The 26,735-nt window shown below is 32.8% G+C and carries 27 protein-coding genes and 1 tRNA gene; 6 read left to right on the top strand and 22 right to left on the bottom strand.

Annotated elements, in window-relative coordinates; all coding sequences use genetic code 11:
- Positions 1–104: 104 nt before the first annotated feature.
- The 14 genes from HGK31_RS01880 to HGK31_RS01820 all read right to left on the bottom strand — a co-directional run bounded on the left by HGK31_RS01880 (position 105) and on the right by HGK31_RS01820 (position 13,765).
- Positions 105–515, bottom strand: a complete 411-nt coding sequence (locus HGK31_RS01880) for a response regulator transcription factor (RefSeq protein ID WP_104734882.1) — start codon at positions 513–515, stop codon at positions 105–107.
- 9 nt (positions 516–524) lie between these two features.
- On the bottom strand, positions 525–1,469 hold the full coding sequence (locus tag HGK31_RS01875) for a 2-hydroxyacid dehydrogenase (protein WP_191858242.1): 945 nt from the start codon (positions 1,467–1,469) through the stop codon (positions 525–527).
- A 46-nt stretch (positions 1,470–1,515) separates the two neighbouring features.
- On the bottom strand, positions 1,516–2,232 hold the full coding sequence (locus tag HGK31_RS01870; protein ID WP_191858241.1) for a DUF6090 family protein: 717 nt from the start codon (positions 2,230–2,232) through the stop codon (positions 1,516–1,518).
- Between the two features lies 1 nt (position 2,233).
- Positions 2,234–2,974 (bottom strand): hypothetical protein, encoded by a 741-nt coding sequence (locus HGK31_RS01865; protein WP_191858918.1) that lies wholly within the window; start codon positions 2,972–2,974, stop codon positions 2,234–2,236.
- A 2-nt stretch (positions 2,975–2,976) separates the two neighbouring features.
- Positions 2,977–3,342 carry a cupin domain-containing protein gene (locus HGK31_RS01860; RefSeq protein WP_191858240.1) on the bottom strand — a complete coding sequence of 122 codons (366 nt, stop codon included), beginning with the start codon at positions 3,340–3,342 and terminating at the stop codon, positions 2,977–2,979.
- 28 nt (positions 3,343–3,370) lie between these two features.
- Positions 3,371–4,720, bottom strand: coding sequence for a magnesium transporter (gene mgtE / locus HGK31_RS01855; protein ID WP_191858888.1), 1,350 nt, complete (start codon positions 4,718–4,720; stop codon positions 3,371–3,373).
- Positions 4,721–4,746: 26 nt separating this feature from the next.
- Positions 4,747–5,517, bottom strand: a complete 771-nt coding sequence (rsmA, locus tag HGK31_RS01850; protein ID WP_191858239.1) for a 16S rRNA (adenine(1518)-N(6)/adenine(1519)-N(6))-dimethyltransferase RsmA — start codon at positions 5,515–5,517, stop codon at positions 4,747–4,749.
- 2 nt (positions 5,518–5,519) lie between these two features.
- Positions 5,520–5,849, bottom strand: a complete 330-nt coding sequence (locus HGK31_RS01845) for a DUF4286 family protein (RefSeq protein WP_104734878.1) — start codon at positions 5,847–5,849, stop codon at positions 5,520–5,522.
- Positions 5,850–5,984: 135 nt separating this feature from the next.
- Positions 5,985–7,754 carry a tetratricopeptide repeat protein gene (locus tag HGK31_RS01840; protein WP_191858238.1) on the bottom strand — a complete coding sequence of 590 codons (1,770 nt, stop codon included), beginning with the start codon at positions 7,752–7,754 and terminating at the stop codon, positions 5,985–5,987.
- A 176-nt stretch (positions 7,755–7,930) separates the two neighbouring features.
- Positions 7,931–8,059, bottom strand: coding sequence for a hypothetical protein (locus tag HGK31_RS14710; protein WP_262496519.1), 129 nt, complete (start codon positions 8,057–8,059; stop codon positions 7,931–7,933).
- Between the two features lie 147 nt (positions 8,060–8,206).
- Positions 8,207–9,478 (bottom strand): serine--tRNA ligase, encoded by a 1,272-nt coding sequence (gene serS / locus HGK31_RS01835; RefSeq protein ID WP_191858237.1) that lies wholly within the window; start codon positions 9,476–9,478, stop codon positions 8,207–8,209.
- Positions 9,479–9,523: 45 nt separating this feature from the next.
- Complete coding sequence (locus HGK31_RS01830) at positions 9,524–10,843, bottom strand: HTTM domain-containing protein (RefSeq protein WP_191858236.1); 1,320 nt, start codon at positions 10,841–10,843, stop codon at positions 9,524–9,526.
- Positions 10,833–11,768, bottom strand: coding sequence for a bifunctional riboflavin kinase/FAD synthetase (locus tag HGK31_RS01825; RefSeq protein WP_191858235.1), 936 nt, complete (start codon positions 11,766–11,768; stop codon positions 10,833–10,835). Before HGK31_RS01825 ends, HGK31_RS01830 begins: the two co-directional genes overlap by 11 nt.
- 83 nt (positions 11,769–11,851) lie before the next feature.
- Entirely contained in the window at positions 11,852–13,765 is a 1,914-nt protein-coding gene (locus tag HGK31_RS01820) for a M43 family zinc metalloprotease (protein WP_191858234.1), read from the bottom strand.
- Between the two features lie 208 nt (positions 13,766–13,973).
- On the opposite strand from HGK31_RS01820, the gene HGK31_RS01815 reads away from it, so the two are divergent.
- Positions 13,974–16,712: a T9SS type A sorting domain-containing protein gene (locus tag HGK31_RS01815; RefSeq protein ID WP_191858233.1), complete on the top strand. Its 2,739-nt coding sequence runs from the start codon at positions 13,974–13,976 to the stop codon at positions 16,710–16,712.
- Positions 16,713–16,762: 50 nt separating this feature from the next.
- Here HGK31_RS01815 and pth read toward each other — a convergent pair whose 3' ends face one another.
- From pth to HGK31_RS01800, 3 genes are all read right to left on the bottom strand, one after another.
- Positions 16,763–17,398, bottom strand: coding sequence for an aminoacyl-tRNA hydrolase (pth, locus tag HGK31_RS01810; protein WP_191858232.1), 636 nt, complete (start codon positions 17,396–17,398; stop codon positions 16,763–16,765).
- 75 nt (positions 17,399–17,473) lie between these two features.
- On the bottom strand, positions 17,474–18,136 hold the full coding sequence (locus HGK31_RS01805; protein ID WP_104734870.1) for a 50S ribosomal protein L25/general stress protein Ctc: 663 nt from the start codon (positions 18,134–18,136) through the stop codon (positions 17,474–17,476).
- Between the two features lie 23 nt (positions 18,137–18,159).
- Complete coding sequence (locus tag HGK31_RS01800) at positions 18,160–19,101, bottom strand: ribose-phosphate pyrophosphokinase (RefSeq protein ID WP_104734869.1); 942 nt, start codon at positions 19,099–19,101, stop codon at positions 18,160–18,162.
- 144 nt (positions 19,102–19,245) lie between these two features.
- On the opposite strand from HGK31_RS01800, the gene HGK31_RS01795 reads away from it, so the two are divergent.
- Positions 19,246–19,327 (top strand) — tRNA-Leu (locus HGK31_RS01795).
- A 37-nt stretch (positions 19,328–19,364) separates the two neighbouring features.
- Here the strand turns inward: HGK31_RS01795 and HGK31_RS01790 are convergent.
- Positions 19,365–19,940, bottom strand: a complete 576-nt coding sequence (locus HGK31_RS01790; protein ID WP_191858231.1) for a hypothetical protein — start codon at positions 19,938–19,940, stop codon at positions 19,365–19,367.
- A 70-nt stretch (positions 19,941–20,010) separates the two neighbouring features.
- Between HGK31_RS01790 and HGK31_RS01785 the strand changes: the two genes are divergently transcribed.
- The 3 genes from HGK31_RS01785 to HGK31_RS01775 all read left to right on the top strand — a co-directional run bounded on the left by HGK31_RS01785 (position 20,011) and on the right by HGK31_RS01775 (position 22,718).
- Positions 20,011–20,601 (top strand): HupE/UreJ family protein, encoded by a 591-nt coding sequence (locus HGK31_RS01785; protein WP_104734861.1) that lies wholly within the window; start codon positions 20,011–20,013, stop codon positions 20,599–20,601.
- 96 nt (positions 20,602–20,697) lie between these two features.
- Positions 20,698–21,132, top strand: coding sequence for a deoxycytidylate deaminase (locus tag HGK31_RS01780; RefSeq protein WP_104734860.1), 435 nt, complete (start codon positions 20,698–20,700; stop codon positions 21,130–21,132).
- Positions 21,129–22,718, top strand: a complete 1,590-nt coding sequence (locus HGK31_RS01775) for a S41 family peptidase (protein ID WP_104734859.1) — start codon at positions 21,129–21,131, stop codon at positions 22,716–22,718. Before HGK31_RS01780 ends, HGK31_RS01775 begins: the two co-directional genes overlap by 4 nt.
- 1 nt (position 22,719) lies before the next feature.
- Here HGK31_RS01775 and HGK31_RS01770 read toward each other — a convergent pair whose 3' ends face one another.
- From HGK31_RS01770 to HGK31_RS01760, 3 genes are read right to left on the bottom strand one after another with little or no spacing between them, the layout of a single operon-like run.
- The gene (locus tag HGK31_RS01770; protein WP_191858887.1) at positions 22,720–23,322 is read right to left on the bottom strand and encodes an FAD-dependent oxidoreductase; all 603 of its coding nucleotides are present in this window, start codon (positions 23,320–23,322) and stop codon (positions 22,720–22,722) included.
- The gene (locus tag HGK31_RS01765) at positions 23,322–23,525 is read right to left on the bottom strand and encodes a hypothetical protein (protein WP_191858230.1); all 204 of its coding nucleotides are present in this window, start codon (positions 23,523–23,525) and stop codon (positions 23,322–23,324) included. The genes HGK31_RS01770 and HGK31_RS01765 overlap by 1 nt, the downstream gene beginning before the upstream one ends.
- A 2-nt stretch (positions 23,526–23,527) precedes the next feature.
- On the bottom strand, positions 23,528–24,109 hold the full coding sequence (locus tag HGK31_RS01760) for a MarC family protein (RefSeq protein ID WP_104734857.1): 582 nt from the start codon (positions 24,107–24,109) through the stop codon (positions 23,528–23,530).
- Positions 24,110–24,198: 89 nt separating this feature from the next.
- Between HGK31_RS01760 and HGK31_RS01755 the strand changes: the two genes are divergently transcribed.
- Positions 24,199–24,765 (top strand): DUF3109 family protein, encoded by a 567-nt coding sequence (locus HGK31_RS01755; protein ID WP_104734856.1) that lies wholly within the window; start codon positions 24,199–24,201, stop codon positions 24,763–24,765.
- Between the two features lie 2 nt (positions 24,766–24,767).
- On the opposite strand, the gene HGK31_RS01750 is transcribed toward HGK31_RS01755, so the two are convergent.
- Positions 24,768–26,735 (bottom strand): tetratricopeptide repeat-containing sensor histidine kinase, encoded by a 1,968-nt coding sequence (locus HGK31_RS01750; RefSeq protein ID WP_191858229.1) that lies wholly within the window; start codon positions 26,733–26,735, stop codon positions 24,768–24,770.

Genomic DNA, 26,735 nt, shown 5'->3' with positions numbered 1-26,735 from the left:
TTAAAGTTATTTAATGTTGTTTGTCAAAAGTAGCATAACAGTAGAAAAAAAGGCTCATACTAAAGTACCAAATGACTCATACTTTAGTCCTAAAAGTAAAGAAATTAAATAATTTGAAGTTGTTTGGCAATTTTTACAGCTTCCGTTCGTCGTTTGGCATTCAATTTTACCAATAGATTAGACACATGTGTTTTTATGGTACTTTCAGACACAAATAATTTTTCACCAATCTCTTTGTTCGATAAGCCTTCAGATATAAATTTTAAAACCTCATACTCTCTATTAGTTATATCTAGTTGCTGAATTTTGGAAGTGTCTATTTCATTGGATTCCAACTGCTCTTTTGGCAAGCTTTTTTTGTGAATATAAACACCAACAAAAAAGAATATAACAGCTACAATTGCAATTGTGCTTTCAATATTCATATCTCCAGAAACAACAGAAAATTTACTTAATTGAAATAATACAAGTAGTGCTAAAATGAGTAAGCCAAAAACAAGAATTGTTTTTTTCATGTTAGAAAGTTAGCAAAATTTGGCTTTAATTTTATCGACTATTGTCTGTGCTAGCTTTTCTTTACTTTCTGCAGTCCATCCTGCAACGTGAGGCGAGAGGATTACATTATTTGCTTCGATTAAAAATCGAAATGCTAATGGCATGTCTTCATCACTTTTTTTAAATAAATTTTCAAAGGATGCTTTTTCATATTCTAAAACATCTAAACCAGCACCAAGAATTTTACCTGATTGTAAAGCTTTTGCCAAATCATTTGTTACCACACTTTTCCCACGAGCTGTATTGATAAACCAAAACGGTTTTGCAAAGGCATTGATAAATGCCTTATTAATCATGTTCAGTGTTAAGGCTGTTTGTGGTGTGTGTAAACTAACTACATCAACACGTTCTTGAAATTCTTTTAAAGTAACTTGTTTAGCATATTCATCACCAACGCCATCTTTTATATCATAACAAATAACATCAATATCAAACCCACGAAGCTTTTTTGCAAAGGCTTTTCCCATATTGCCATATCCAATAATACCTACTATTTTCCCATCTAATTCTACACCACGATTGTCTTCACGAAGCCATTTTCCTTCGCGCACTTCTTTATCGGCTTTGTTGAGCTTATTAAAAAGTGACAGTAACATACCTAATGCATGTTCGCCAACAGCATTTCGATTGCCTTTAGGTGCTGAAATAAGATAAACACCTTTTTCTTCTGCATAGTCACAATCAATATTTTCTAATCCTGCACCAACACGTCCTATAAACTTGAGATTTTTAGCAGCATTCAAAAATTGTTTATCAATAGTAAATCGACTACGAATAACGATACCATCGTATTCATGAATTTTTGATTCAACTTCTTCTTTTGATGACGAATAATCTTCATGATTAGTGAAGCCTAAATCATTAAGTTGATTGATTAATAATGGATGATTCGTGTCGAGGTGGAGGATTTTCATAATAACGTCCAATTTTTGAAAGATAAAAGCATAATTTCATGAAGTATTAATCCGTAACATATTTTTTAGATAGTTTTCTGATTTTTGATATTTTATCTAATGCAATTTCCGAATAGATTTCACCACTAGATCTATTCTCTTTATAAAACCTTAAATAATTAACGATTGGCTTTTTCTTAAATAACGCTTTCGAATCATTCGGAATAGCATATTCACGCCATTTATAATCTGAAAATTCTTTTTGAATTATTGGTTCCCAATCCTTTTTAAAAGATTCTTCAACATCCTTATGAGCTACATAAACATTATTTACGCTTTCGTCATAATAACTTATTAATTCTAATTGCAACTCTGTATCTGAAATAATATCGATACCTTTTGATTTTAAAACTTCAAAGGCACTAGATTGCGATTTAAAACGTTCAAAAGAAATTATTTTGCCCAACCAATTATTTAAACTGTCGCTATATTTTCCTGAATTAACTTGTTGTAATAATCGATTTGTTAATTGGTTAGATTCTCTCGATTTATTTAATTCAATTGATAGATTAATAGAGTCGTTTTTTAAATTTTCATTGATGAGTGTTAAGATTTTTCTTTCGTAGGCTCTATTTTTTCTTTCATCATTCCAGTTATTAATCTGCAAAGCAATCAAAATTCCAATCACTACAAGTAATATTTCACCAATAGCATATTTAAAGTATTTACCAATTTTATTTTGGTTTATTAAAGAATGACGTATATGTCTAAAAAATTTTATCATTCTAATTTTCTAATTCTTTCTCAACAAGAATAGTCAATTCATTAACGGTTTTTAAAATAGTATTTAGGCTTCTTGATGCATTTATATCCGCGAAATGTTTTGAGTTAAATGCTAAATGTTGCTTAGCTAATTGCTCTGGTAATTTGTTCTTAAAATCTAATGCTTTAGCAAGAGAATCTTGATTTGTTAATTTACGTTCAATAGATAAGACGTTCATAAGATATGTTTCATTAACCGAACTTAAATATATACCATAATTAGCATCATTATATTTATAGTAAAGTCCTTGTAGAGTTTCAAGAGTTACTAAAAGTGTTTGAATTTCATTAGGTAAAAGCTTTATATCTCCTGTAGATTTTAATACGTCAATTGTCTTTGTATTGAATGATGTTTGATCATAAATTGAAGGAAGTTTTTTCATATTACTATAAATAGTATCCAATGGTATATTTGAAGATTCGTAGATAACGTCATAAGCGTTATAAGCTTTTATAGCACTGCTCAACTTATCAATTTGAGAGTTTATTCCTTTAGCGTCTAATTCTAATTCTTCCAATAATTGTTTGCAATATTGCGTTTTTGAAATTTGTGCTATTCTATTATCATTCCAATTATTAATCTGAAGCGCAATCAAGATTCCTATAACCACGAGTGTAATTTCACCAATGGCGTATTTAAAGTATTTCCCAGTTTTATTTTCATTCATAAGGTTATATCGTACTATTCGAAAGAATTTAAACATTATTATATTTTTGGGTAATACGTTTGAGTTTTCTCGTGTTTAACTTGACCAGTATGTGCGGTACTTAATTTTTCAAAAAGAAGTACATGTACTTCCTCATCGTTTTTGGTCATGGGATAATGTTCAACACCTTTTGGAACAACTATTAATTCGCCTTCATTAACGGTTTCAGTTCTGTCTCGGAATTGCATGTAAAGGGTTCCTTTTATAACTTGAAATAGCTCATCTTCATTGTCGTGTTTATGCCAAACAAATTCACCTTTTAATTTGGCTAAAATAACCTGCATATCATCTACTACTGCTATCTGATGTGGATGCCAGTTTTTCGAAAATTTCGAAAATTTATCTTGAATATTTATAGCTTTCATAGTATAAAGGTACAAAAGCGATCGGTATTTAGAACCCAATAATCAATCCTGCTAAAACAAAAAATAAATAAATACCTAAAATATCATTACTAGTTGTAATAAATGGACCTGTCGCTATTGCTGGGTCAATTCCGCGTTTATCTAGAATAATAGGAACGAATGTCCCAACAAGTGCTGCCACAACAATAACAGACATCATTGAAACTGCTATAGCAATGCTTTCAGTTGTGTCTTGACCAATTATAAACCCAAAGAGTATAACCAGTAAAGCTAAAGCAAAGCCGTTAATAAGACTTAAGCCAACTTCCTTTAGTAAACGCTTCAGTAGACTACCTTTTACATTGTCATTTGCTAAACCTTGAACAATAATAGCACTCGATTGTACACCAACATTTCCAGCCATAGCAGCTATTAAAGGTGTGTAAAAAAACAAGGAAGGGACAGTAGACATGATATGCTCATAGTCTTTCATAATAAACACACTTCCTAAACCACCAAACAGACCTAAAATAAGCCAAGGTAGTCGCGCTTTGGTGAGTTCAAGAATACTATCATCTGCTTCAACATCTTGAGAGATACCTGCTGCTAACTGGTAATCCTTATCAGCTTCTTCACGAATGACATCAACAATATCATCAATAGTAATACGTCCAACAAGCGTGTTGTTTTTATCTAAAACAGGAATGGCTTCCAAATCGTATTTTTGCATGATTTTGGCAACGTCCTCCACATCTTCATCAACATAAACATAGTCAACATTGGAGTTAGATATTTCAGCAATTTTTTGGTCGCTTTTTGCAGTAATGAGATCTTTTAATGATAATCTTCCAATAAGTTTGTCTTCTTTATCAACCACGTAAATGGAATGCACACGTGTAACATCTTTGGCTTGGCCACGAATGCGACGCATACAACCAGCAACAGTCCAGGTTTCATAGACTTTTACCAATTCTTTAGCCATGAGGCCACCAGCCGTATCTTCATCATAAGCTAAAAGCTCTTCAATTTCGGCTTTGTGTTCAGCATCTTCAATATTTGAAATAACTTCTTCCTGACGTTCTTCGGGAAGTTCCGAAATCATGTCCGCCGCATCATCGGTATCTAGCTCTTCAATTTCTTCAGCAATCTCTTTGGCTGAAAGATTTTTTAAAACCTTTTCTCTAATGTCCTCATCTAATTCCATTAAGACATCCGAAGTGGTTTCGGAATCTAATAGCTTAATAACATAAACTGCTTCCTCTTGATTGAGTTCATCAAGAATTTCGGCAATATCAGCGTAATGGAACTCTTTAAAAAGGGTTTTTAACTCTTTATCGTCTTGTTGTTCGATAAGGGTTTCAACCTTTTCAATGAGTTCATCAGTCAATTGAAATTGTATGTTTTCGTTTTCTTCTACCAAAGGATTTAATCGTTTTCAATAAGCAATGTGAGCTCTATAAACTCTAAAACACTTAATTGTTCTGGTCTTTTGTCAAATATAACATTTGCTTTTAAATTATCAGATAAATTGAGTGTTTTTAAACTATTGCGAAGCGTCTTGCGTCGCTGCTGAAAACCGGTTTTTACAACTTTGAAGAATAGTTTTTCGTCACAAGGTAATGTGTAGTTGTCTTTACGTTTGAGCAGCAACACACCAGAATCTACTTTTGGAGGTGGATTAAACACTGAAGGAGGAACTGTAAATAGATAGTTGGCATTGTAAAAAGCTTGAGTTAAAACAGATAGAATACCATAAGCTTTACTGCCCTCTTTTGAGCATATACGCATAGCAACTTCCTTTTGAAACATACCTGAAAACTCGGGAACTTGCTGACGTATTTCTAATAGTTTAAATACAATTTGCGACGAAATGTTGTAAGGGAAATTTCCGATGATTGCAAAAGGTTCATCGTTAAATATATCTTTTAAATTATATTTTAAAAAGTCTTGTTCAATGATCCTATCAGCAAGATTAAGATAGTTAGCCTTTAAATAATCAACTGATTCAGTATCGATTTCAATAACGTGAGTTGTAATGTCTTTTTCAAGCAAATATTTGGTGAGCACACCCATTCCTGGGCCAATCTCCAATACGTGATTGTAATTTTTATAAGACAAAGTATCTGCTATTTTGCGAGCAATATTTTCGTCTTTTAAAAAGTGCTGACCTAAATGTTTTTTTGCTTTTACTGACATGTTTATTCCTTAAAATTTACGGTGTATTCGTCAATTATTTCCAATTCAGTTCTAAAGGCTAACATTTTATCAGCAAACTTTTTTGAGCTTTCATTTCTTAAAGCTTCTGCATCATTATTATAATAATCGTCTAGTGCTTGGCGTGACAAAGCTCTAAATTGAATAGAATAAGTTACACCGCCTTGTTCTTCTTCAACTAAAACCTTTGTTAATCGCGCTTCTTTAAATTTACCCGTAGCAAGTACTTGCGGTATATGTTCAGATTTCATCCATTCTAACCATTCGTTGTGAACACTATCATCAATATTTATGGTAACGTTATAAATAATCATAATCTCATTTTTTGGAAATAATAACAAGACAAAGTACAAGAGTTATATGCCATAATCAAAGTATTTTATCTCTTTTTTATAACAAGAATTTAATTTAAGCGAATATGTGATGCATTGAAAAGTATGATCTTTTTATTAATTTATAGCATCGCCACGAAGCATACGGTATTTTTTTCGTGCTTCAACAAAGTAAATACTGTCCTCATAATTAAACAGAACTTGTTCATAATATTCTTTGGCTTTTTCAGGCTGCTGTAGTTGTTTTTCGTAAAGTTCTGCCAAGGCAAAGTACGCATCATCAGCCAAAAGATCTTCTTTGTAATTAGTAATGATATTTAAATAATTGGCTTCAGCCTTTTCAAATTCTTTTTTCTCTTCAAAAAGTTTCGCCTGCTTGTACAATGCTTGATCTTCAATGGTTTTTCCTTTATGTTCTATTAAAACTTTGTCTAGAATAGTAATGGCTTCATCAGTTCTGTTTTGAAAAGCTAACAAATCGGCTTTGGCATAAAGCTTTAAAGCTGTCTGGGTTGAATCTTCAAACTTGTTATCAGTAATTAAAAGCATAAGGTCTAGTGCGTCGTTGGCTATTAATTGAGAAGTTGATGATTTTAAAACTTTAAGTTGTGATTCAGCCCAATTAAAATCACCTTTAAAATAACTAGTTCGCGCCACCTTAAATCGCGCTTCTTGTGAAATGGTACTGTTCTTTAAATTTCGTTGAATTTGAGAGTAATAAATTAATGCTTCATTAAATTTTTCTTCAAAAACCAATATGTCTGCAAGTTCTAGTTTTACTTTACCTTCTTGTAAGTCTGTTAAAGGTAAATCCAAACATTTCTTTAGTAATTTAGATGCATTTGCAGTCTCATGTTTGTAGAATGCCAAAAAATGAGCGTATGAAATTTGTAGAGACAATGTTCTTAAAGATCTTCCATAGGTTTCAAAAAGTTCTTGGTAACTTTTATCAATGGTATTGGTATCCTCATTGGTTTCAACTTCAATCTGAAGTAAATTATTATAAGCTTCAATTTGGATTTCTGGGTCTTGTGCTGTTTCAGTGATATAAGTAAAAATTGTTTTTGCAATCTCATATTCCTGATCATTTTCAGCAATAAAGGCGAGTTCATTTATTCGGTCTAAACTTTCAGGCTTTCTGTTGAAAATAGCCTTTTCTTGTGTGAAAGCTTTTTTATAGTCCTTTTGTTGTATAAAAAGCCAGCTTAACAACTCATTCCATAGCAGGTCTGGTTTTTGTTGAATTTTTTTGAGTAATATTTTTTTCAGAATGAGATTGTTCTCATTTTCACTATCCTCCGATATAAATTGATTAAAAGCTTGTTTGATTCTATTAACATAGGTGTCATTAAACTCCATGAAATTTAAGTAGCTTTCAAACATTTTTTCAATATTACCTTGTTCACCGTAAATTCTGGCTAGTTGTGAATTGAAATTTAAATCAGCCTTGAGTTCCATAGCTTTTTCGTAGGTAGTGACCGCACGTTCTAATAGTGAACGGTCTTCAAAATATTTGCCAACAGAGAAAGCGTAATTTGGGTTAGTATCTACAAATGAAATGGCTTTGTCATAATTGACATTTGCTTGTTCTAAATTATTTTTTAATTGAAAATTATACCCTAATTCAACATATAAAGCAGGATAGGTAATTCTTGAAATTTGTTTCTGTAACAAACTTTCTGCCTCATCATACTGTTCAAGCTGTTGGTGTGATTTAATAAGAGCAATAAAATAAGTGTTGTTGTTTGGAGTTTTATTGTATAAGGCTTGATACGTTGCCAATGCTTTTTCAAACTCACCGTTTTTAAAATATTCTTTAGCTAGCAAATCTTCTTGTGAAAACAGGCTAGTAGTTATAAAGAAACTTATTATAAACAGCAATCTCATACACGTACTTTTTGTAAATATAACAAAAGTGAACTCTAGTTATTGTGAATGTTTTTATAAAAAAAATGCCTGAAGGTTTTTCAGGCATTTACCAACCAAAATAAATGTGCTATTAATCATTGTTAGTTTGTAACATGATTCAATTACTCGATTGGGGCAATTTTTATATCGTGATGTTATTTAGAAGCTATGGTAGCGATAACTATTGAGTTGTTTTCTTGAGATATATCAATATCTGAAAATAAAACTTTACTCGCTATGAATGCTAAAGCCAATAGTAGAAAAATGCGTTTAAGATTTTTCATGATAAGTAGGTTTTTTAGTTTTGGGACTGTAAACATCGAAATTATTTTTTGAAAAACAAAAAAAAATCGTTAAACAGCATGTGATTTTTGCTTTTTAACGATTTTTATGTTCTTAAACTGCTAAAATAGACAGAAAAAGACTACAAATTAATCAATAATTGAAAATCCAGTGTAAGGAATTAATACATCTGGTATTTTAATGCCTTTTTCGGTTTGGTAATTTTCCAAAATTCCAGCCAATACTCTTGGTAATGCTAAAGAACTTCCATTGAGAGTATGAGCCAATTCTTTTTTCCCTTCATTATTTTTGAAACGTAACTTTAATCTATTCGCTTGAAACGTTTCAAAATTTGAAACAGATGATATTTCTAACCAACGATCTTGAGCTGTAGAAAACACCTCAAAGTCGTAAGTTAACGCAGAAGCAAATGTTACATCACCACCGCAAAGCTTTAAGATTCTATATGGTAATTTAAGCTCGTTTAGAATGGTTTTTACATGCTCAATCATACCATTAAAAGCATTATAAGAATTATCTGGATGCTCAACTCTTATTATTTCAACTTTATCGAATTGGTGTAAACGGTTTAAACCACGAACATGTGCGCCATAGCTACCAGCTTCACGACGAAAACATGGTGTATAGCCAGTAATAGTAACTGGTAATTCGCTTTGATCTAAAATGACATCTCTAAAGATATTTGTACCTGGTACTTCTGCGGTTGGAATTAAATATAAATTATCTTCAGTTACATGATACATTTGGCCTTCTTTATCAGGTAATTGACCAGTACCAAAACCAGATGCTTCGTTTACCAAATGAGGTAATTGATATTCAGTATAGCCTGCTTCGGTGTTTTTGTCTAAAAAGTAAGCTATTAAAGCACGTTGTAAACGCGCGCCTTTATTTTTATAAACGGGGAATCCTGCACCAGCTATTTTGTTTCCCAATTCAAAATCAATGATATCGTATTTTTTTGCCAATTCCCAATGAGGTAATGCGTTATCATGCAGTTTTGGGATAGCTCCTTCTTTAAAAATTTCTTCATTGTCTTCGTCTGAAGTTCCATTAGGAACAGACTCATGTGGGATATTAGGAATCTTATATAGAAGCTCATTTAGGGCATTGGAGGTTGTAGCTAATTGTTCAGATAAACTTTTAGAAGACTCTTTTAAATCGGTAGTTTTAGTTTTTAGAGCATTGGCTTTATCAACGTCACCACTCTTAAAAAGCATTCCTATCTCTTTGGAAAGGCTATTTGATTCAGCAAGGGTATTGTCTAATTCTGTTTGGATAGCTCTCCGTTCTTCATCTAATTGAATTGCTTCGTCAACCATTTGCGTAGCATCCAAATTTCTTTTAGCTAAACGCTCAACAACCAAATCCCTGTGCTCTCTAATAAAAGATACTTGTAACATATACTTAAAAAATTAAGGCACAAATTTAAGGAATTGCCTAGAGATTTAATCTAGTTTTGAGGGTAAAATCCAAGAGCTGTGTTTGAAAGTGTCCCAATCTATCGCAGCTAAATCTACTTCCTTATCAATTAATGGTGAAAATGGACGTCCATTAACGCTTATTTTGCAGTCAACAAATACCGAAATATCTTGTCCTTTTGACGCATATTCTTTTTTTAAACGTTGAGAAAATTGCCAAATAAAATCTGGTTTGGTACTAGCTGGACGTTGTTGTTTTTTAGTCAGATAATCATTTAAATTAACTGTTGTGGTTTTATTAGTTTTGTTATCTACAACATAATAGGTTGCGTAACCATATTTTGATCGTAACATCATGCGCCATGACATACGATGCGCTTCTTCAGTCCACAAAACATTATCTTCTATAACATGATGACGAAGGGGAAGAAAAATTTGAATAACAAAATAAACTGAAAACACACTTAATAGAATGTTTCTGTTGCTTGGAATGCTTATTTCGGAGCCTTCGTAATAAGGCTTTCTCTTTAAAAAAAGTCTATTGATAGTTTTTGAATCAAAAAAGAACAACGTAAATGCTAACGATAGGTAGGGAAAAATACCGACTTGAAAAACGATGGAATTAAATAAATGGAAAAAAATTGAAGCAAAAAAGGCAGCTTTTCGAGTTGGTTTGTATAACAGTAATGGAATAATTAAGCCATCATACAATATACCACCATATGCCAAAAAATAATGAACCCAATGTTGCTGTAATAGATCGCCTACAATGTAATAATGTTGTTTGCCTTTCATCAATATCTCCATAACAGTTAAATCCAACCAGTCAGGATAAATCTTGGCAACAGATCCGTAGGTATAAACAATAAACATTTGTAAAATAATAATCACTCTGCACCAATTGGGCATGGAAATCATTTTTAAATTAGGGTTGTTTTTTACGTCAATCGAAGCATATTTATGTGCAGGTAAAATCGCCATTATAGCACTTAAAAGTATAAGTAGATAATAATGGTTGTTGTAAGAAGATTTTTGCATCAAATAGGTTATGAGCCACATGATGGTAAACATAATTGTGCTAAAACGGTACTTATACCCCAACATTATAAAGAGTCCAAAAATTCCCATCAATATATAGTATGCATACATACCATAACCAGGTAATGGTTGTAACCATTCAAAACCTATAAATGTAAACGTAAATTCAGGGTCTATTAAGGTTCGTTTTACCCAACCAGTAAAAATGGCACCAACAGATTCCAAAAAGCATAAAAGACCAAAAATTATTCTAAAAACAATTAGAGGACTATTATCAATTTGTTTGAAAAGAAAACTGTTAATGTTCATTGGATTTAAGGTAGCTTTCGGCTGTCTTTTTGTCGATGATTAACTGATTTTTTAATTGATCTATGGAATCAAATTTTCGCTCATCACGTATTCTGTGTAATAAATCTACTTGAATTTCTTCATTGTAAATGGACTTATTAAAGTTGAAAAAATGTATTTCAATAGATTGTGCGTTGTTTTTTTCAATGGTAGGATTTGTCCCAATATTCATCATACCATACAAAACCTCATTTTTGTAGTAACCTTTTACAACGTAAACACCTTGTTTTGGAATAAGTTTGTAGTCTTCTTCTATTTTTAAATTCGCGGTAGGGAATGTTATTTGCTTACCAAGCCCTTTGCCTTCAATCACTTTTCCTGTGAGCATATAAGGATAACCCAAAAATAAATTTGCTGTTTTTATGTCACCATTTATCAATGCCTTTCGAATTTTAGTTGAACTAACAGAAACGTCGTTTACATCTTGAGCAGAAATTTCCTCAACATCAAAATGATAATTTTTCCCAAAGTTTCTTAAATCATCAATATTTGCTGAACGGTTTCTACCAAAATGGTGGTCATATCCAATAATGACTTTTTGAGTGTTTAATTGTTCTACTAGTAATTGTTTTACAAATTCTTCTGCCGTTAATCTTGAAAACTCAGGTGTAAATTTTTCAACTATAAAATGATCCAGCCCCAAATTTTCTAATATTGCTTGTTTTTCCTTCAGTGTATTTAACAATTTTATATTCGCATCTTTTTGCAAAACCATTCTTGGATGCGGAAAAAAAGTAAGAATAACAGATTCTAAATCATTGTTTTTAGCTGTTTCTATGAGCCTTTTTACTATTTTCTTATGTCCAACATGTACACCATCAAAGGTGCCAATGGTAACAACAGTTTTGGTTTTGAAAGAATTTTTTAGGGAATGATTAATTTTCAAAGTGAAACGTATTTATACAAAAATAAAAAAGAGGATTGATACATTTGTTCAATCCTCTTTTTTTATTTAGAAATTCAGTTATACTACTCCTTAATAAAAGGTAAGGTAATTTCTGAATCGCTTTTAATTATTTTAACAAAATACATGCCGTTGCTTAATTCAGAAGAATTAATGCTTAAATCAGCATTTGATGATATTTGTTTTGACGTAACTGTTTGTCCCAACATGTTATAAATGCTGTAGGAGTCTGGTAAATCATTATTACTAACAGATATGTTCAACACGTTTCTAGTTGGGTTAGGGTAAATACTTATAGTATTGACCAATGAAAACTCATCAACACTTAAAGACGCCACGTTTATTGAAACATCTTCTGAAGAGGTAAATTCGCCACCACTATAAATAACAGTGTCATCATCTGTCCTTAATTCATAGGATCCAATGCCCCATTCACAACAAATACCATCTCCAAAATCATCATTAATCGTAAATGTATAGCAGCCAGTATTACTCAAGGTGAAAACCTCATTAACCGGAGTTGAGTCGTCGTCAGTGTAAGGGCCACCTGAATATAATACATTATTACTTTCATCTTTAAATTCCCACGTAGTTTCAGAACCATAATCATCTGGAATCAAATTAAATCTTATTTCAGCAGTGCCATATGATGCAGATGAAGAGAAATCTTTAGAGTCAACATTATTACAGGCTCTACCATCAGCACCACCATTACTATTTGTAACTGATACATTAAGCGTTTGATTTCCGCCACTTGCAGTAATTGTAGGTAGTGAAACGACATCGTATTCACCGTAACCTAATGAACCAGACCAATTGTAATTCATAGCGTTATTACCATCAACATCATAGCTTATAGTAGCTGATGTTAAAGTAGCCGTACCCCAGTTTTCAATTTTTATATTAGCATTTATGTCAGCTGTGCAGGGAACATTAGATAAACATTCAATACTTACTTGAGCGTCATTAGCAACTGGAGGTAATGGATCAGCACCGTCAGAAGTTGCCAATGTAGAACGATTAGCAAATGTTGCCAGTACGCCCTGAACTCTATCTTTTTGACCTTGTGTAAATGTATTCATACAAGCATCATCAGTATAATCCATATAATTTTCAATCATGTCAATGGTGCTACAAGAAACATGACCAGTTGGGCATCCAAAATTTGGAGAATCTACAGCAGGTGTATCAGCTACTTGGTCTCCACCGTTACATCCACCTTGGAAAGTGTGTAATAAACCTAGATAATGACCAACTTCATGAGTCATGGTGCGACCTTTATCATATGGTGGGCTTAATTGAAAGCTTCCGTCGTCATAGTCTGAACTTCCGAAAAAAGTATGGCCTGCACTTACGCCATCTGTATTGGCTGGGCCTCCAGGGAATTGAGCAAAACCTAAAATACCACCTAAATCGCCAACATATTTAGAAGACCACATGTTCATATACTTGCTAGCATCCCAAAATGTCTGTGTTTTCCAAAAATTAACATCATCGCTATTTGTGCCATCTTGACAAATATTAACACGGTTAATACCATTAGTTGGGCAACCATCGGGTGTACGCTGTGCCATAACAAATTCAACTTCAACATCTACTCCACCAGCAGTACTTTCACCTGGTGTTCCCATCATCATTCGAAAGTCTTCATTCATAACCGTTACTTGTGAAATAACTTGGGCATCTGAAATATTAGCTCCTGTACCAAGAGGTTCACCGTTGTGAAGTACATGGACAACTAATGGAATCTCAATCACAACTCTTCTTTGAGGTGAATTACTTAATTCTTGAATTTTTGAATCTAATCTTTGTTTAAAAGTTTCACTACCCATCATATTTGGGTAATTCTCAAGCAATGCTGCATTATATTGGTCAGTGAAGCATTTTGTGGATTCTTGAGAGGTTTTTTGTTGAGCAATTAAAAAACTAGGCATACAGAAAAATATGAATAGTAATTTAAGCAATGTAGTTTTTTTCATAATGTAATTAATTAAGTTTCAAGGAAAATTGAGCGCCTAAATTACAAAAGAAAAAGAGTTTTTTAAGTTAGATTTCAGATTTTTTGATAAAATCCTTTAATTATATTGAATATTTTTAAGTTTTTGGCAAAAAAATTATTGAATAAAAAAATATATCCTCATTTTTGTTCAGTATCACCTTAAGAATTAACTTAATACATTTAATTAAATGCAAAAAATTACTACTCGTTATGCAATATGCAAAAGACAACTTTTATTCTTTGGCATTTTTATTCTAGTTACCCAAATTACAATTGCTCAAAAGGAAATGCCTCAAAGAGCCATTGAGATAAATTTGGAGGCAGATGAACTAATTGAAACTGAAATTAGAAAATCTGGCCGCTATAATGTTACAACAGGTTTACCAGTGGCATTATATGGTCTTAATTTTGAAGTGCCACAAGGTTCGCCTGAATCTATGGCTATGTATTATTTGCAACAGGAATCAAAAAAACTTGGTATTCCTACCAATGAGATTTCTAATTTACGTCACCATGCCACAAGAACCACTGATGTAGGTTCTGTAGTTAGATACCGACAATATTTTGGTAATTACCCAGTAAATAATAATGAAGTTACTATTACAATTTCCCCTGAAAACAAAGTGGTTTATGTGATGAATAGTTACCAAAACCATGTGAATTTAAGAAATATCCATCCAAGTATATCTGAAAATGATGCTTTTACAATTGCAAATAGTTATCTAAATGTACACAGTAGTATTAGTTTTAGAGATAGCCATTTGGTTGTTTATAAAAATTCGAAAATCACAAAATTAGCTCATGAAGTTGTTATTTCAGCAACTGAACCACTAGGAGAGTGGCATGTTTTTATTGATGCTTCGACTGGTGAAATTTTTAAGGTAGTTGATAAAAACTGTTATTACACTGAACACGATAAAAACTGTTCAGAAAATTGTGAGCATAACGAAAACAGAAATTACAGAAGACGAGTTAATGGCACAGGAATGGTGTTTGACCCAGACCCATTAACATCTAACACGGTTGCTTATGGAGGTCAGTATGTCGATGGAAATGATGCTACAAACGCATCTTTAGATGCCGCTCGTTTTAGTGTAACCTTGAATGATATTACTCAAAATGGAAGTACTTATTCATTGGTAGGACCTCGTGCTGAAATTATTGACTTTGATACGCCTAACACAGGTTTATTTACACAAAATTCACCTGATTTTATTTTTAATAGACAAGATCAAGGTTTTGAACCAGTAAACACTTATTATCATATTGATTATATGATGAATTATATAAATAATACTTTAGGTTGTGATGTTATGCCATATCAATATTCAGGAGGTGTTCAGTATGATCCTCATGGTGCTGGTGGAGCGGACAATTCCTATTACACTGGAGGAGCTGGAAGACTTTCTTTTGGAGAAGGTTGTGTAGATGATGCTGAAGATTCTGACGTTATTCATCATGAATTGGGTCATGGTTTGCATGATTGGGTAACCAGCGGCGGATTATCTCAAGTAGATGGATTAAGTGAGGGCTGTGGAGATTATGTAGCGCAGTCCTATAATAGAGGAATTAGTATTGCGAATGGTTATTGGTCTGATACGGATCCAGCATGGAATTATGTCTTTAACTGGGATGGACACAACCCATGTTGGCCTGGTCGCACAACCGATTATGGGGCTACTTATCCAGGAGGTCTCACAGGTTCCATTCACGCCAACGGTCAAATTTGGGCTACTTGTTTAATGGGTGTTTGGGATCAAATTGGCCAACAACAGATGGATAAAATTTTCTATGAAGGTTTAGGAATGACCAATGGTGGTTCAAGCCAAAATGATGCTGCCAATGCTGTTTACCAAGCAGCTGTTAATCTTAATTATGATGTAAGTGAGTTAGATATTATATACAGTAGCTTATCAGATTGTGGTTACACTATTGCTTTGTTGCATGGACCACCAGTTGCTGGTATAGGAGCAGATAATACTGTAATTTGTTTGGATTCCCAAAACACAGTTATGTTTACAGATTTAACGCAACCAGCAGGTACATCATGGACTTGGACATTTGAAGGTGGTTCTCCGGCTGTTTCTAATGACCAAAACCCAACAGTAACTTATAACGCGATTGGTACTTTTGATGTGACATTAGAAGTAACAAATTCTGAAGGGACAGATACTCTATTAATTGAAGATTATATAACAGTAGTTTCAGGAGATGGTTGTCCTAATTGTACTACAACCACCAACGATACACCTGTTGCCATTTCTCCAACAGGTGCGGGATTAGAATATAATTCTATTATTAACATACCTGATAGTGGTGAAGTAATTGATGTAAATGTTACAAATATAACAGGTTTACATACCTGGGTTAGTGATTTAACTTTCACCTTAATTAGTCCTTCAGGCACTGAAGTAGAATTGGTAGGTGATATCTGTGACGATTTAGATAACTTTAATTTTGGATTTGATGATGCTGTAACGCCTAGTGCAATACCTTGTCCTCCAATCAACGGTGCAACTTTTGTCCCTACAGAGTCTTTATCTGCTTTTAATGGAGAAGATGCTCAAGGAGATTGGACATTAAATATCGTTGATGCATTTAATCAGGATGGTGGACAATTAAGTGAATGGACATTAGAAGTTTGTACCATACCTTCATTATCAATAGATGATAATAGTTTTGAAGAATTTGCTATTTTCCCTAATCCTAATAATGGATCTTTTACAATTAAATTGAATTCGCGTTCAAATAGTAATATTATTGTTGAAGTCTATGATATAAGAGGTCGTTCGGTTTATAATAAGTTATTTAACAATAACGCAAACTTTAATAAGGTTATTGATTTAAATAATGCTCAATCAGGAGTATATCTTGTAAAAGTGAACGACGGTGACAAACAAACTATTAAAAAGATTTTAGTAGAGTAATTTTTAGCAATCAATCTAAAATAAAAAAGGAAATCATATGGTTTCCTTTTTTATTTTCCGTTAAATGTATTCATAGTGATATTTACTCCTGCTGTTCCAAAAGATTTTATAAGTTCAACAGATTTTTCTAGGCGTTCTGGTAGTTTGGATTTTTCGTCGTCATTCCATTCACCTAAAACATAATCTACTTGTCGGCCCTTACTAAACTCATCACTAATTCCAAACCGGAATCGGTTGTATTTTGTAGTCTGTAGTTTATCTTGAATATCTTTCAAACCATTGTGACCACCATCACTACCTTTAGTTTTTAATCGTATGCTACCAAAAGGTAGGTTTAAATCATCAGTAATAATCAGTAGGTTTTCCAAAGGAATTTTTTCTTTGGTAAGCCAATATAAAACAGCTTTGCCACTCAAATTCATATAGGTGCTTGGTTTCAAAAGAATAAAAGTTCTTCCTTTAAATTTGTACGTAGTAATATCGCCTAATTTTTGAGCTTCAAACTTTAAATCTTCTTTTTCAGCCAGAAAATCCAATATCTTAAATCCGATATTGTGTCTGGTATGAGCGTATTTTTCTCCAATATTACCTAATCCTACAATTAAAAACTTTTTCATAACATCATTTTCTTGATCAAATTGATCAGCTTCTTTTCTTTTCAATAAATTATAAATGAAACGAAACATAAATAGAATTTATGTAAAAATAAAAAAGCACTCTGAATAATCAGAATGCTTTTTATGATTTCATGTAATTGAAATTTATTCTTGAGCTTCAGAAGCTTCTGCAGGTGCTTCTGCTCCTTCAGCTGTAGCTTCAGTTCCTTCTGCTCCTTCTTCAAGTTCTTCATCTTCATCTTCAACTTCAAGAACCATAGCAGCTCTTGCACGTTTAATTTGACAAACTACTGTGTTTTCAGAGTGCATGATTTTATAAAGATCATTTTCTAATGCCGTTACATATAATTTGTTTCCAAGCTTTAAAGGCGTAATATCTACCTCAATAAAATCTGGTAAATTTTTAGGTAAAGCTTTAACACGTAATCTACGAGAGTTTTTACGTAAAACACCACCTGCTTTTACACCTTTAGAGTTACCAACAAAGTGTACAGGAACTTCCATAGTAATAGGTTTTCCTTCGTGTAGTTGGTAGAAATCTATATGTAGAATTCTATCTGTTACAGGATGAAATTGAATATCCTGCATGATGGCATTGTAGCTTTCGCCATTATCCATAGTAATCACAACTGTATGCGCGTTAGGCGTATAAACCAGTTTTGAAAATGCGATTTCATCAGCAGAGAAATGCACTGGCTTATCACCTCCGTATAAAACGCAAGGTACCTGTCCAGCATTACGTAAGGCTTTTGTTGACTTTTTGCCCACGCTTTCTCTTTGAGATCCGTTGATTGTAATTGACTTCATTTTTATTTATATTAATTATTAAATTACATTATAAATTTCGAACTAATTGACTTGTTGTAATGCACATTCTGCATAACTTCGGCAAAAAGTTCGGCACAGCTTAATACGCGTATTTTGCTGCTTTCTTGTTTTAAGGGAATAGAATCTGTGACAATTAATTCCTCTAATTTTGAGTTTTCTAAACGTTCATAAGCATTGCCGGATAAAATTGGATGCGTACAAATTGCTCTTACACTTAACGCACCACGTTCCATCATTAAATCAGCTGCTTTGGTTAAGGTGCCTGCCGTATCAACCATATCATCAGCTAAAACAACATTCTTACCAGTAACATCGCCAATTAATTCCATATGCGAAATAACATTGGCTTTGGCTCTTTGCTTATAACAAATGACTACATCACTTTCTAAAGCCTTAGAATATGCATAAGCTCTTTTGGATCCACCCATGTCTGGTGAAGCAATTGTTAAGTTATCTAAATTCAAACTTCTTAAGTAAGGTAAGAAGATAGTTGATGCAAATAAGTGATCAACTGGTTTTTCAAAAAATCCTTGAATTTGATCAGCATGTAAATCCATAGTAATTATACGAGTAGCTCCTGCGGCTTCAAGCATTTTAGCAACAAGTTTAGCTGCAATTGGAACTCTTGGCTTATCTTTTCTATCTTGTCTAGCCCAACCAAAATAGGGTAATACAGCAGTGATGTGTCTCGCAGATGCACGTTTTGCAGCATCAATCATCAATAACATTTCCATCAGATTTTCAGGTCCAGGATGTGTAGAGCCAATAATAAATACGCGAGCACCACGAATAGATTCTTCATATGATGGTTGAAATTCGCCATCACTGTAAGTTGAAGTAATAACATTACCCATACTAATACCAAAAGCGTTAGCAATTTTCTCGGCTAATACTTTGCTTTGAGAGCATGTAAAAATCTTGGCTTCAGTTGCTATATCAGGCATTGTTAATTAGTTGTTTAATAACGAATTAAATCGGTTTTGTTAAACGAGGTGCAAATTTAGGAATTTATTTCAACTGCAAAAGCATAAAAGCTACTATTTTTAATTGCTTATACTATTTTATTTTATAATTTTGCAGTCCTAAATGCTCAAGTGGCGGAATTGGTAGACGCGCTGGATTCAAAATCCAGTTCTTTCGGGAGTGTGGGTTCGATTCCCACCTTGAGTACAAAAGGCTTTACTTATTGGGTAAAGCCTTTTTTTATTTAAAACAGTTTAGCAATCCCTATCCCAATATTGAGTCCATCATATGCGTCTATAACGATGTCGTAATCAAGGGATATGAGAACTTCTAGGTTGTGTTTAGTAATCTCTATTCCATATTCAGCGCCAATTCTTGCCACTCCAAAACTTTCGTTTTTATCAAATTCTAATCCACCACCAAGCTCAACACCAAAACCATCAAATATTTTATAGGTTCCAACTATTAGTGAAGTAATAGGTGTATTTCGTTCAAGGATTTCATCGCCTGAAGTCTTTTCAACCACAAAATTTTCAATTATAATGTCGTTATGTAAGCCTAAAGCCCATTTGTCGTTGAACATATAATTATAATTTATAGCCCAAGAAGGTTCTGATTCTGTTTTTCTTTCGCCGTTTTCAAAACCTTGAAAAATAGTGGTGTGGCCTAATAGAATTGAAATGGAATGATGATGAATTTCATCTGAATTTTCTTGTGCAAAGCCAAAGAAACCTATTAGCATAAAGAATAATACAAGAAATTTTTTAGCACTATTAATCATAAGATAATGATGATTAAAATTAGTGAACAAGATATCCATAACATACAAAATTCACAAACTTTTCGTTTTAAATTGTATATTTGAACGCACCCTTAAAACTACATAAACAATGCTTGAAGATTTTTGGTTTAATGTTGAATATGGCATTAATCATGTACTTGATATAAATGCTTATGATCATGTGTTATTTCTTATTGTATTAACCGTTCCATATTTATTTAAAGACTGGAAACGCGTATTACTATTAGTGTCATTATTTACCTTGGGACATACATTGTCTTTAGTCTTGGCTGCCTATAACGTGGTTAGTGTCAATGGCCAATTGGTTGAGTTTTTAATACCTATTACCATTATGGTAGTAGCACTTTTTAATGTGTTTACTGCTGGTAAAGGGGCTCAAAAAGAGCGAGTTGGTGTCTTATTTTTTTCAACTTTATTTTTTGGTTTAGTGCATGGTTTAGGTTTTGCCCGAGAATTTCAAATTTTGGTTGGCAGAGCAGATAATAAACTAGTAACCCTATTGGAGTTTGCATTAGGTATTGAAATAGCCCAAGTGATTATAGTATTTATTGTTCTTTTTTTAGGATATATCATGCAAACAGTCTTTCGTTTTTCGAAACGCGATTGGATTATGGTGATTTCAGCTATAGTTGTTGGTCTAGTTATCCCTATGATTTTAGGCAGTGATTTTCTGTCTTAATAAGAGTCTTCATAACCTAAAGTTTTCATAAAACTTCAATCTTCGGGTTGTAATTAAAATACGAACCCATTATATTCGTTATAAGCATTCAAATGTATGAAAGAACAGAAACAGCTTAAATACGATAAAGCGTATTTAAGAATGGCAAAAGAATGGGGGAAACTCTCTTATTGTAAACGAAAGCAAGTTGGCGCGATAATTGTAAAAGATAGAATGATAATATCTGATGGGTATAATGGAACACCAACAGGTTTTGAAAACTATTGTGAAGATGACGAGGGTTATACCAAATGGTATGTATTGCATGCAGAAGCGAATGCAATTTTAAAAGTTGCTGCTTCCACACAATCATCAAGAGGAGCTACTTTATATATAACACTATCACCTTGTAAGGAGTGTAGCAAGCTTATTCATCAGGCTGGTATTATTAGAGTTGTTTACAGTGAAGCTTACAAGGATGATTCTGGATTACGGTTTTTAAAAAAGGCAGGAATAGATTTAAAATTAATTGAAGATTTACAGTCGTCATGAAAATTCAAAAAAAATATCTTCCATTGTTATTAGGTATCGGCATCGCTGCTGGTATCTTTATTGGTGGAAAATTGAATTTTTCTGACAATTCTGATAGACTGTTTTCTTCCAATAGTAAAAAAGACAAACTAAACAGACTAATAGATTTTATTGACTATGAGTATGTTGATGATGTTAATACAGATAGTATTGTTGATGTAACTGTTAATGGTATTCTAGAAAATCTAGATCCACATTCTGTTTATATTCCCAAGGAAGATATGCAGCGCGTATCTGAAAACATGAAAGGCGATTTTGTAGGTATTGGTATTAGCTTTTATACTTATAAAGACACCATAACTGTTATTCGATCTATTGAAGGTAGTCCTAGTGACAAAGCAGGAATAAAAGGCGGAGATCGTATTATAACGGCTAATGGAGACTCTATTTTTGGAAAGGATTTGAGCAATTCTGAAATTGTAAATAAATTAAAAGGTCCAATAAACTCAAAAGTTGAGTTAGGAGTTGTCAGAAAAGGTGAGCCTAAAGTCCTAAAGTTTAATGTGAAACGAGATAATATCCCAATTCAGAGTGTTGATGCCGCTTATATGTTGACCGAAACATTAGGGTATATTAAGATAAATAGATTTGCTGAATCTACGTATAAAGAATTTTCTAAAGAACTTAAAAAGCTAAAAAAACAAGGTGTTCAAGACCTAGCAATTGATTTGAGAGGAAATCCTGGCGGTTTTCTAGGGATAGCCGAGCAAATAGTTGATGAATTTTTAGAAGATGACAAATTAATACTCTTCACAAAAAATAAGCGTGGTAATATTGAGAAAAGCTACGCTACTAAAAAAGGTGATTTTGAAAATGCTAAAGTCTATGTAATGATTGATGAAAATTCAGCTTCAGCTAGTGAAATAGTTGCAGGAGCATTGCAAGATAATGACAAAGGGACAATAGTGGGTCGCCGCTCTTATGGCAAAGGATTGGTACAGCGCGAGATGGAGTTGGGAGATGGTAGTGCTGTTCGATTAACCGTTTCAAGGTATTATACACCAACTGGCAGATCTATTCAACGTTCCTATGAAAATGGGAATAAGGATTATTATGATGATTATTTTGAGAGATTAAATAGAGGTGAGTTTCTTGATCCCGAAAAAATAGAAGTCGCAGACTCTTTAAAATTCACGACACCAAAAGGGAAAGTAGTATATGGTGGAGGTGGTATTATACCTGATATTTTCGTGCCATTGGATTTAAGTATGCAGAATGAAACGTTAACGTTTTTAAGACGTAGGGGTTTTATAAGTAATTTTGTTTTTGAGGAATTAGAAAAAGACAGGAGCTTTTACAAGAATATTTCTCGCGATGAATTCATTGAATTTTACAATGTAAGTGATGATATGGTTATGGCTTTTCAAGATTATTTGAATGCCAAAACAAAAGCTAATATCACGTTTGTAGCCTACAATGAAGAGGTGAAACAATATATAAAAGCTACGTTAGCTTCTCAATTATTTGGTAATGGTGCCTTTGAAGAAGTCATCAATCAAAATGATATTATGATTGATGAGGTCATTAAATTAGACCAAGAAAACTAAATTATAGTTTATCATGAACTTTGGTGTGCTCACCATTATTCCAAAGAGTTAAAATATCGGTCGCTACATGAGACCCACTACCACAAGCTATGGCAAACTGACTGCGCCATCCTGCCAACGTGCCTGCGACATATAATCCTTTTCTAACTAAATGGTCTGTATTTTCTAACCAAATTCTATTTTTTTCAGCTTTTGCTCGTGGATGCGGTTTTATGTAGGATTCCAACCCGTGAATATTAAATAAATTGGTATATCCTACAGCAATTACTGCAATTTTGGTTTGGTAAATAGCTTTGTTGGTTGTAATGATGAAATAATCATTTTTAGACATAACAGCTGTGACTTTTTCATTGTCAATCTGTTCAATACGTGGATACAGTTCAGCTAATTGGTTTTTGCCATTTTCCAATATGGATTTGCCAGTAGTCCCAGGATTTAAACCTAAAACATTATTAAAAAGAGCGGATTGTAAATGTGACGCTTTTTGGTGCGTAATAATACCTGTAATTTTGTCTTTAGTAAAATCCTTTTGACCTGCAGACCCAAGGACTAGTGCACACGATAGACCTGCGGCACCACCACCAATTATAAGTGCATCATAAATCATTTTCTACTTTTAGATTTCGCTTCAATCTTTTTTGAAACCATCAATATTTGAAGCAATATAATGGCGCATAATGCTGCAAAAATGGTTATTAGTGCAATTAAACTGTCGCCTTCAAACGGATTGTTCAAATCAACCATCATCGTGTTGTAAATAATAAGTGCAACAGCAATAATTGATAGTATAGCAGAAATTAGTTTCATAGTTATGCAATTAGTTCTTTAAAGTTATGAGCAAAAAGTTTAACGGCTATTGCCAGTAATATCACACCAAAGATTTTTCTGATAATATTGATACCGTTCTGTCCTATGAGTCTTTCAATGCGTGCTGATGTTTTAAGAACAATATAAATGATTACAACATTCAATATAACGGCAACAATAATATTTTCAACACGAAACTCTGCACGTAAAGATAATAAAGTTGTTAAACTTCCAGGCCCAGCAATTAGTGGAAATGCTAATGGGAATACCGATGCGGTCATTGCAGAGCTTTCATCTTCCTTATAAAGCGTTATTCCTAGAATCATTTCCAAAGCAATAAAGAATAAGATAAAAGCACCAGCTACAGCAAAACTGTTAACACCAATCCCTATAAGTGAGAGAATGTTCTTTCCAACAAATAAAAACAATATCAAAATAATACCTGCAATAATCGAAGCTTTTTCACTTTGAATATGCCCAGCTTTTTTGCGTAAATCTATAATAATTGGAATATTTCCTATAATATCAATAACAGCGAAAAGCACCATGAACGCTGTGAAAATCTCTTTTATATCTAGTGCCATTACGGGAGTTTTTAAATTTTCGGCAAAAGTAGTCTATTATCTCTGATATTCAATAGCAATTAAATATAAACTTTAGTTATTTTTGCACCATGTTTCAACTAGGAAAAACCATTATTTCAGAGGATATAATCCAAAAAGATTTTGTTTGTAATCTTTCGGCTTGCAAAGGAGCTTGTTGCATTGATGGTGATGCTGGAGCACCATTGGAAAAAAGCGAGACCAATATCTTGCAAGAGATATATCCTAATGTTAAGCCATTTTTGCGAAAAGAAGGTATAAAAGCCATTGAACAACAAGGGGTTTTTATAACTACAGAAAATGGTGATTTTGAAACACCTTTGATTGATGGAGCAGATTGTGCCTATGTGATTTTTGATGAAAATAAAACCGCTTTATGCGCTATTGAAGAGGCTTATAATCAAGGTGAAATAAAGTGGAAAAAGCCTTTGTCATGCCATCTATACCCAATCCGTATTAAGGAATATTCTGAATTTTCAGCAGTGAATTATGAAAAATGGCAAATCTGTGATGATGCTTGTTCGTTAGGTAAAGAACTCCAAGTGCCTGTCTATAAATTTGTAAAGGATGCGCTCATAAGAAAATTTGGTGAAGATTGGTATGCTGAATTGGAGAAGGTTGCAGCAGATTACAGATGATTTCATGCAATTTTCAAACTAGATTGTTTGATTGGAATACTTAAAACTACCTTTGTGCCAGTTGGTGTTCCAGCCTCAAACAAATCAATAATGTCTAAAGCGTAGTCATCATTAAAGTTTTTAGAGAAATTCTCCAATCGTGCTTTTGTTATCTCAATTCCAACAGACTGCCTTTTTAGTTTTTTTTCATTTTTAATTTTTTGTGAAGCCTTTCTGCCAATACCGTTATCTGTAATTGATATTGTAATATGGCTATGGTTTGCTTTTTTAATATCAATAGTAATTTCTTTATTATCTGATTTAGTTGACAACCCATGCCAAATGGCATTTTCCAAAAAAGGCTGTAAAATAAGAGAAGGCACTTTGACGGTTGATGTATTCACATTGGGATCAATATTTACATGGTAATTTATGCCGTTTGAAAACCTTATGTTTTCAATGTTCATATACAATGCCATGGTTTCTAGTTCACCTTCCAAAGAGATTTCTTTTTCAGTTGAAGCGACCAATATTTTCCTAATGAGTTTAGAGAATTTGTTTAAATAATAAACAGCATTTTCCTTTTCATTGTTTATTATGTAAAGTTTAATGGAGTTAAGAGAATTAAAAATAAAATGGGGATTCATTTGGTTTCGTAACATCTCTTGTTCTAAAGTTACAATACGCTTTTCATTGCGAAGTTGTCTTTGTCTATGTAAAACAAATAGAATAATCACAATTAAAAAACCACCCAAAAGGCTTAATAATAAAGTTTTTTTGTTCTGTGCCAATTTGAGTTTTACTATTTCATTCTCACTAGCCAATTCCTTAATTTGGTTGTTCTTTTTTTCGCTTTCATATTTTATTATCAAGTCGTTTACATATTGCAGATTACGTTCACTTGTTAAAGTTTCTTCCAACTTAATATAATCTTTATAATATGATAGCGCTGTACTTACATCACCTGTTTTTTCGTGAAGTTCTGAAAGATAGTTGTACGCTTCAATTTCTGAAGATTTTAAATTATAATTTTTGGCAATTGATAAGGCTTTATTAAGATTTTCCTTTGAAACATCATATTGATTTTTTCTTAATTGTATGAGACTTAAATTAAGATAAGACGTCGCAATGTAATATTGGTCATTTACTTCAATTGCTTTTTCGAGAGCTTGATTTATGATTGGTAAAGCTGTTTGATAATCATCCTGTAAGATGTATATTTTGCCAATACTATTGTAGCATATGACACGTCCAATATCAGAGTCAATTTCATTATTATAGCGCAAAGACAATTGATAGTGTTCGAGGGCTTCATTAAGTAACCCTTTTTTCTCTTTTGCATAACCAATGTTGTGGTTGTTTATGGCTAAACCAAGTTGATTGTTCAATCTGGTTTCAATTTTTAACGATTTGTGGAATTGTTCCAGCGCCAAATCATATTGTTTCAAAGCTAGATAAATGTTGCCCATGCTATTCTGTGAAACCGCAATGCTACGTTCAATCTCTAAAGAAGGAGATGCTTCAGCTTCAGCTAAATCCAATGCGTCCTTATGGTAGTCTAGTGCTGACCTAATGGCATCCATACGCCTATATACAACTCCAAGCATGTTTAAACTCAATACTTCCATTTCGAGGTTTTCAATTTCTCTTGAAATTCTTAAAGCTCTTTCATGCATTGAAATAGCTTCATCATAATGAGATATATTTCTAAAAGAAGTCCCTAGAGCATTTAAAGCATAACATTCACCTTCTAAATAATCTGTTTTAGCACTTTTATGAACTAGATAAGACATTTTTATGGTGTCTTTTTTAGTTGTTAAAAAAACAGAATCTAAAGAGGTTAAGTCTTTAATGTTTAACGCAATAACACTATCTACTCTTTTGTAGAAATCAGCAATTTGTTCTTGAGCATAGATATTACTAGTACAAACAAAAAAAATGATAAAACCAATGAATTTTTTTGATGATAAGATGTGTTTAAAGGAATTCAT

The sequence above is a fragment of the Hanstruepera ponticola genome (assembly GCF_012931685.1).
In the GTDB taxonomy this organism is placed as follows: Bacteria; Bacteroidota; Bacteroidia; order Flavobacteriales; family Flavobacteriaceae; genus Hanstruepera; species Hanstruepera ponticola.
Note: the sequence above shows the minus strand (reverse complement) of the source record. Positions and strands in the feature narration are given on the sequence as shown.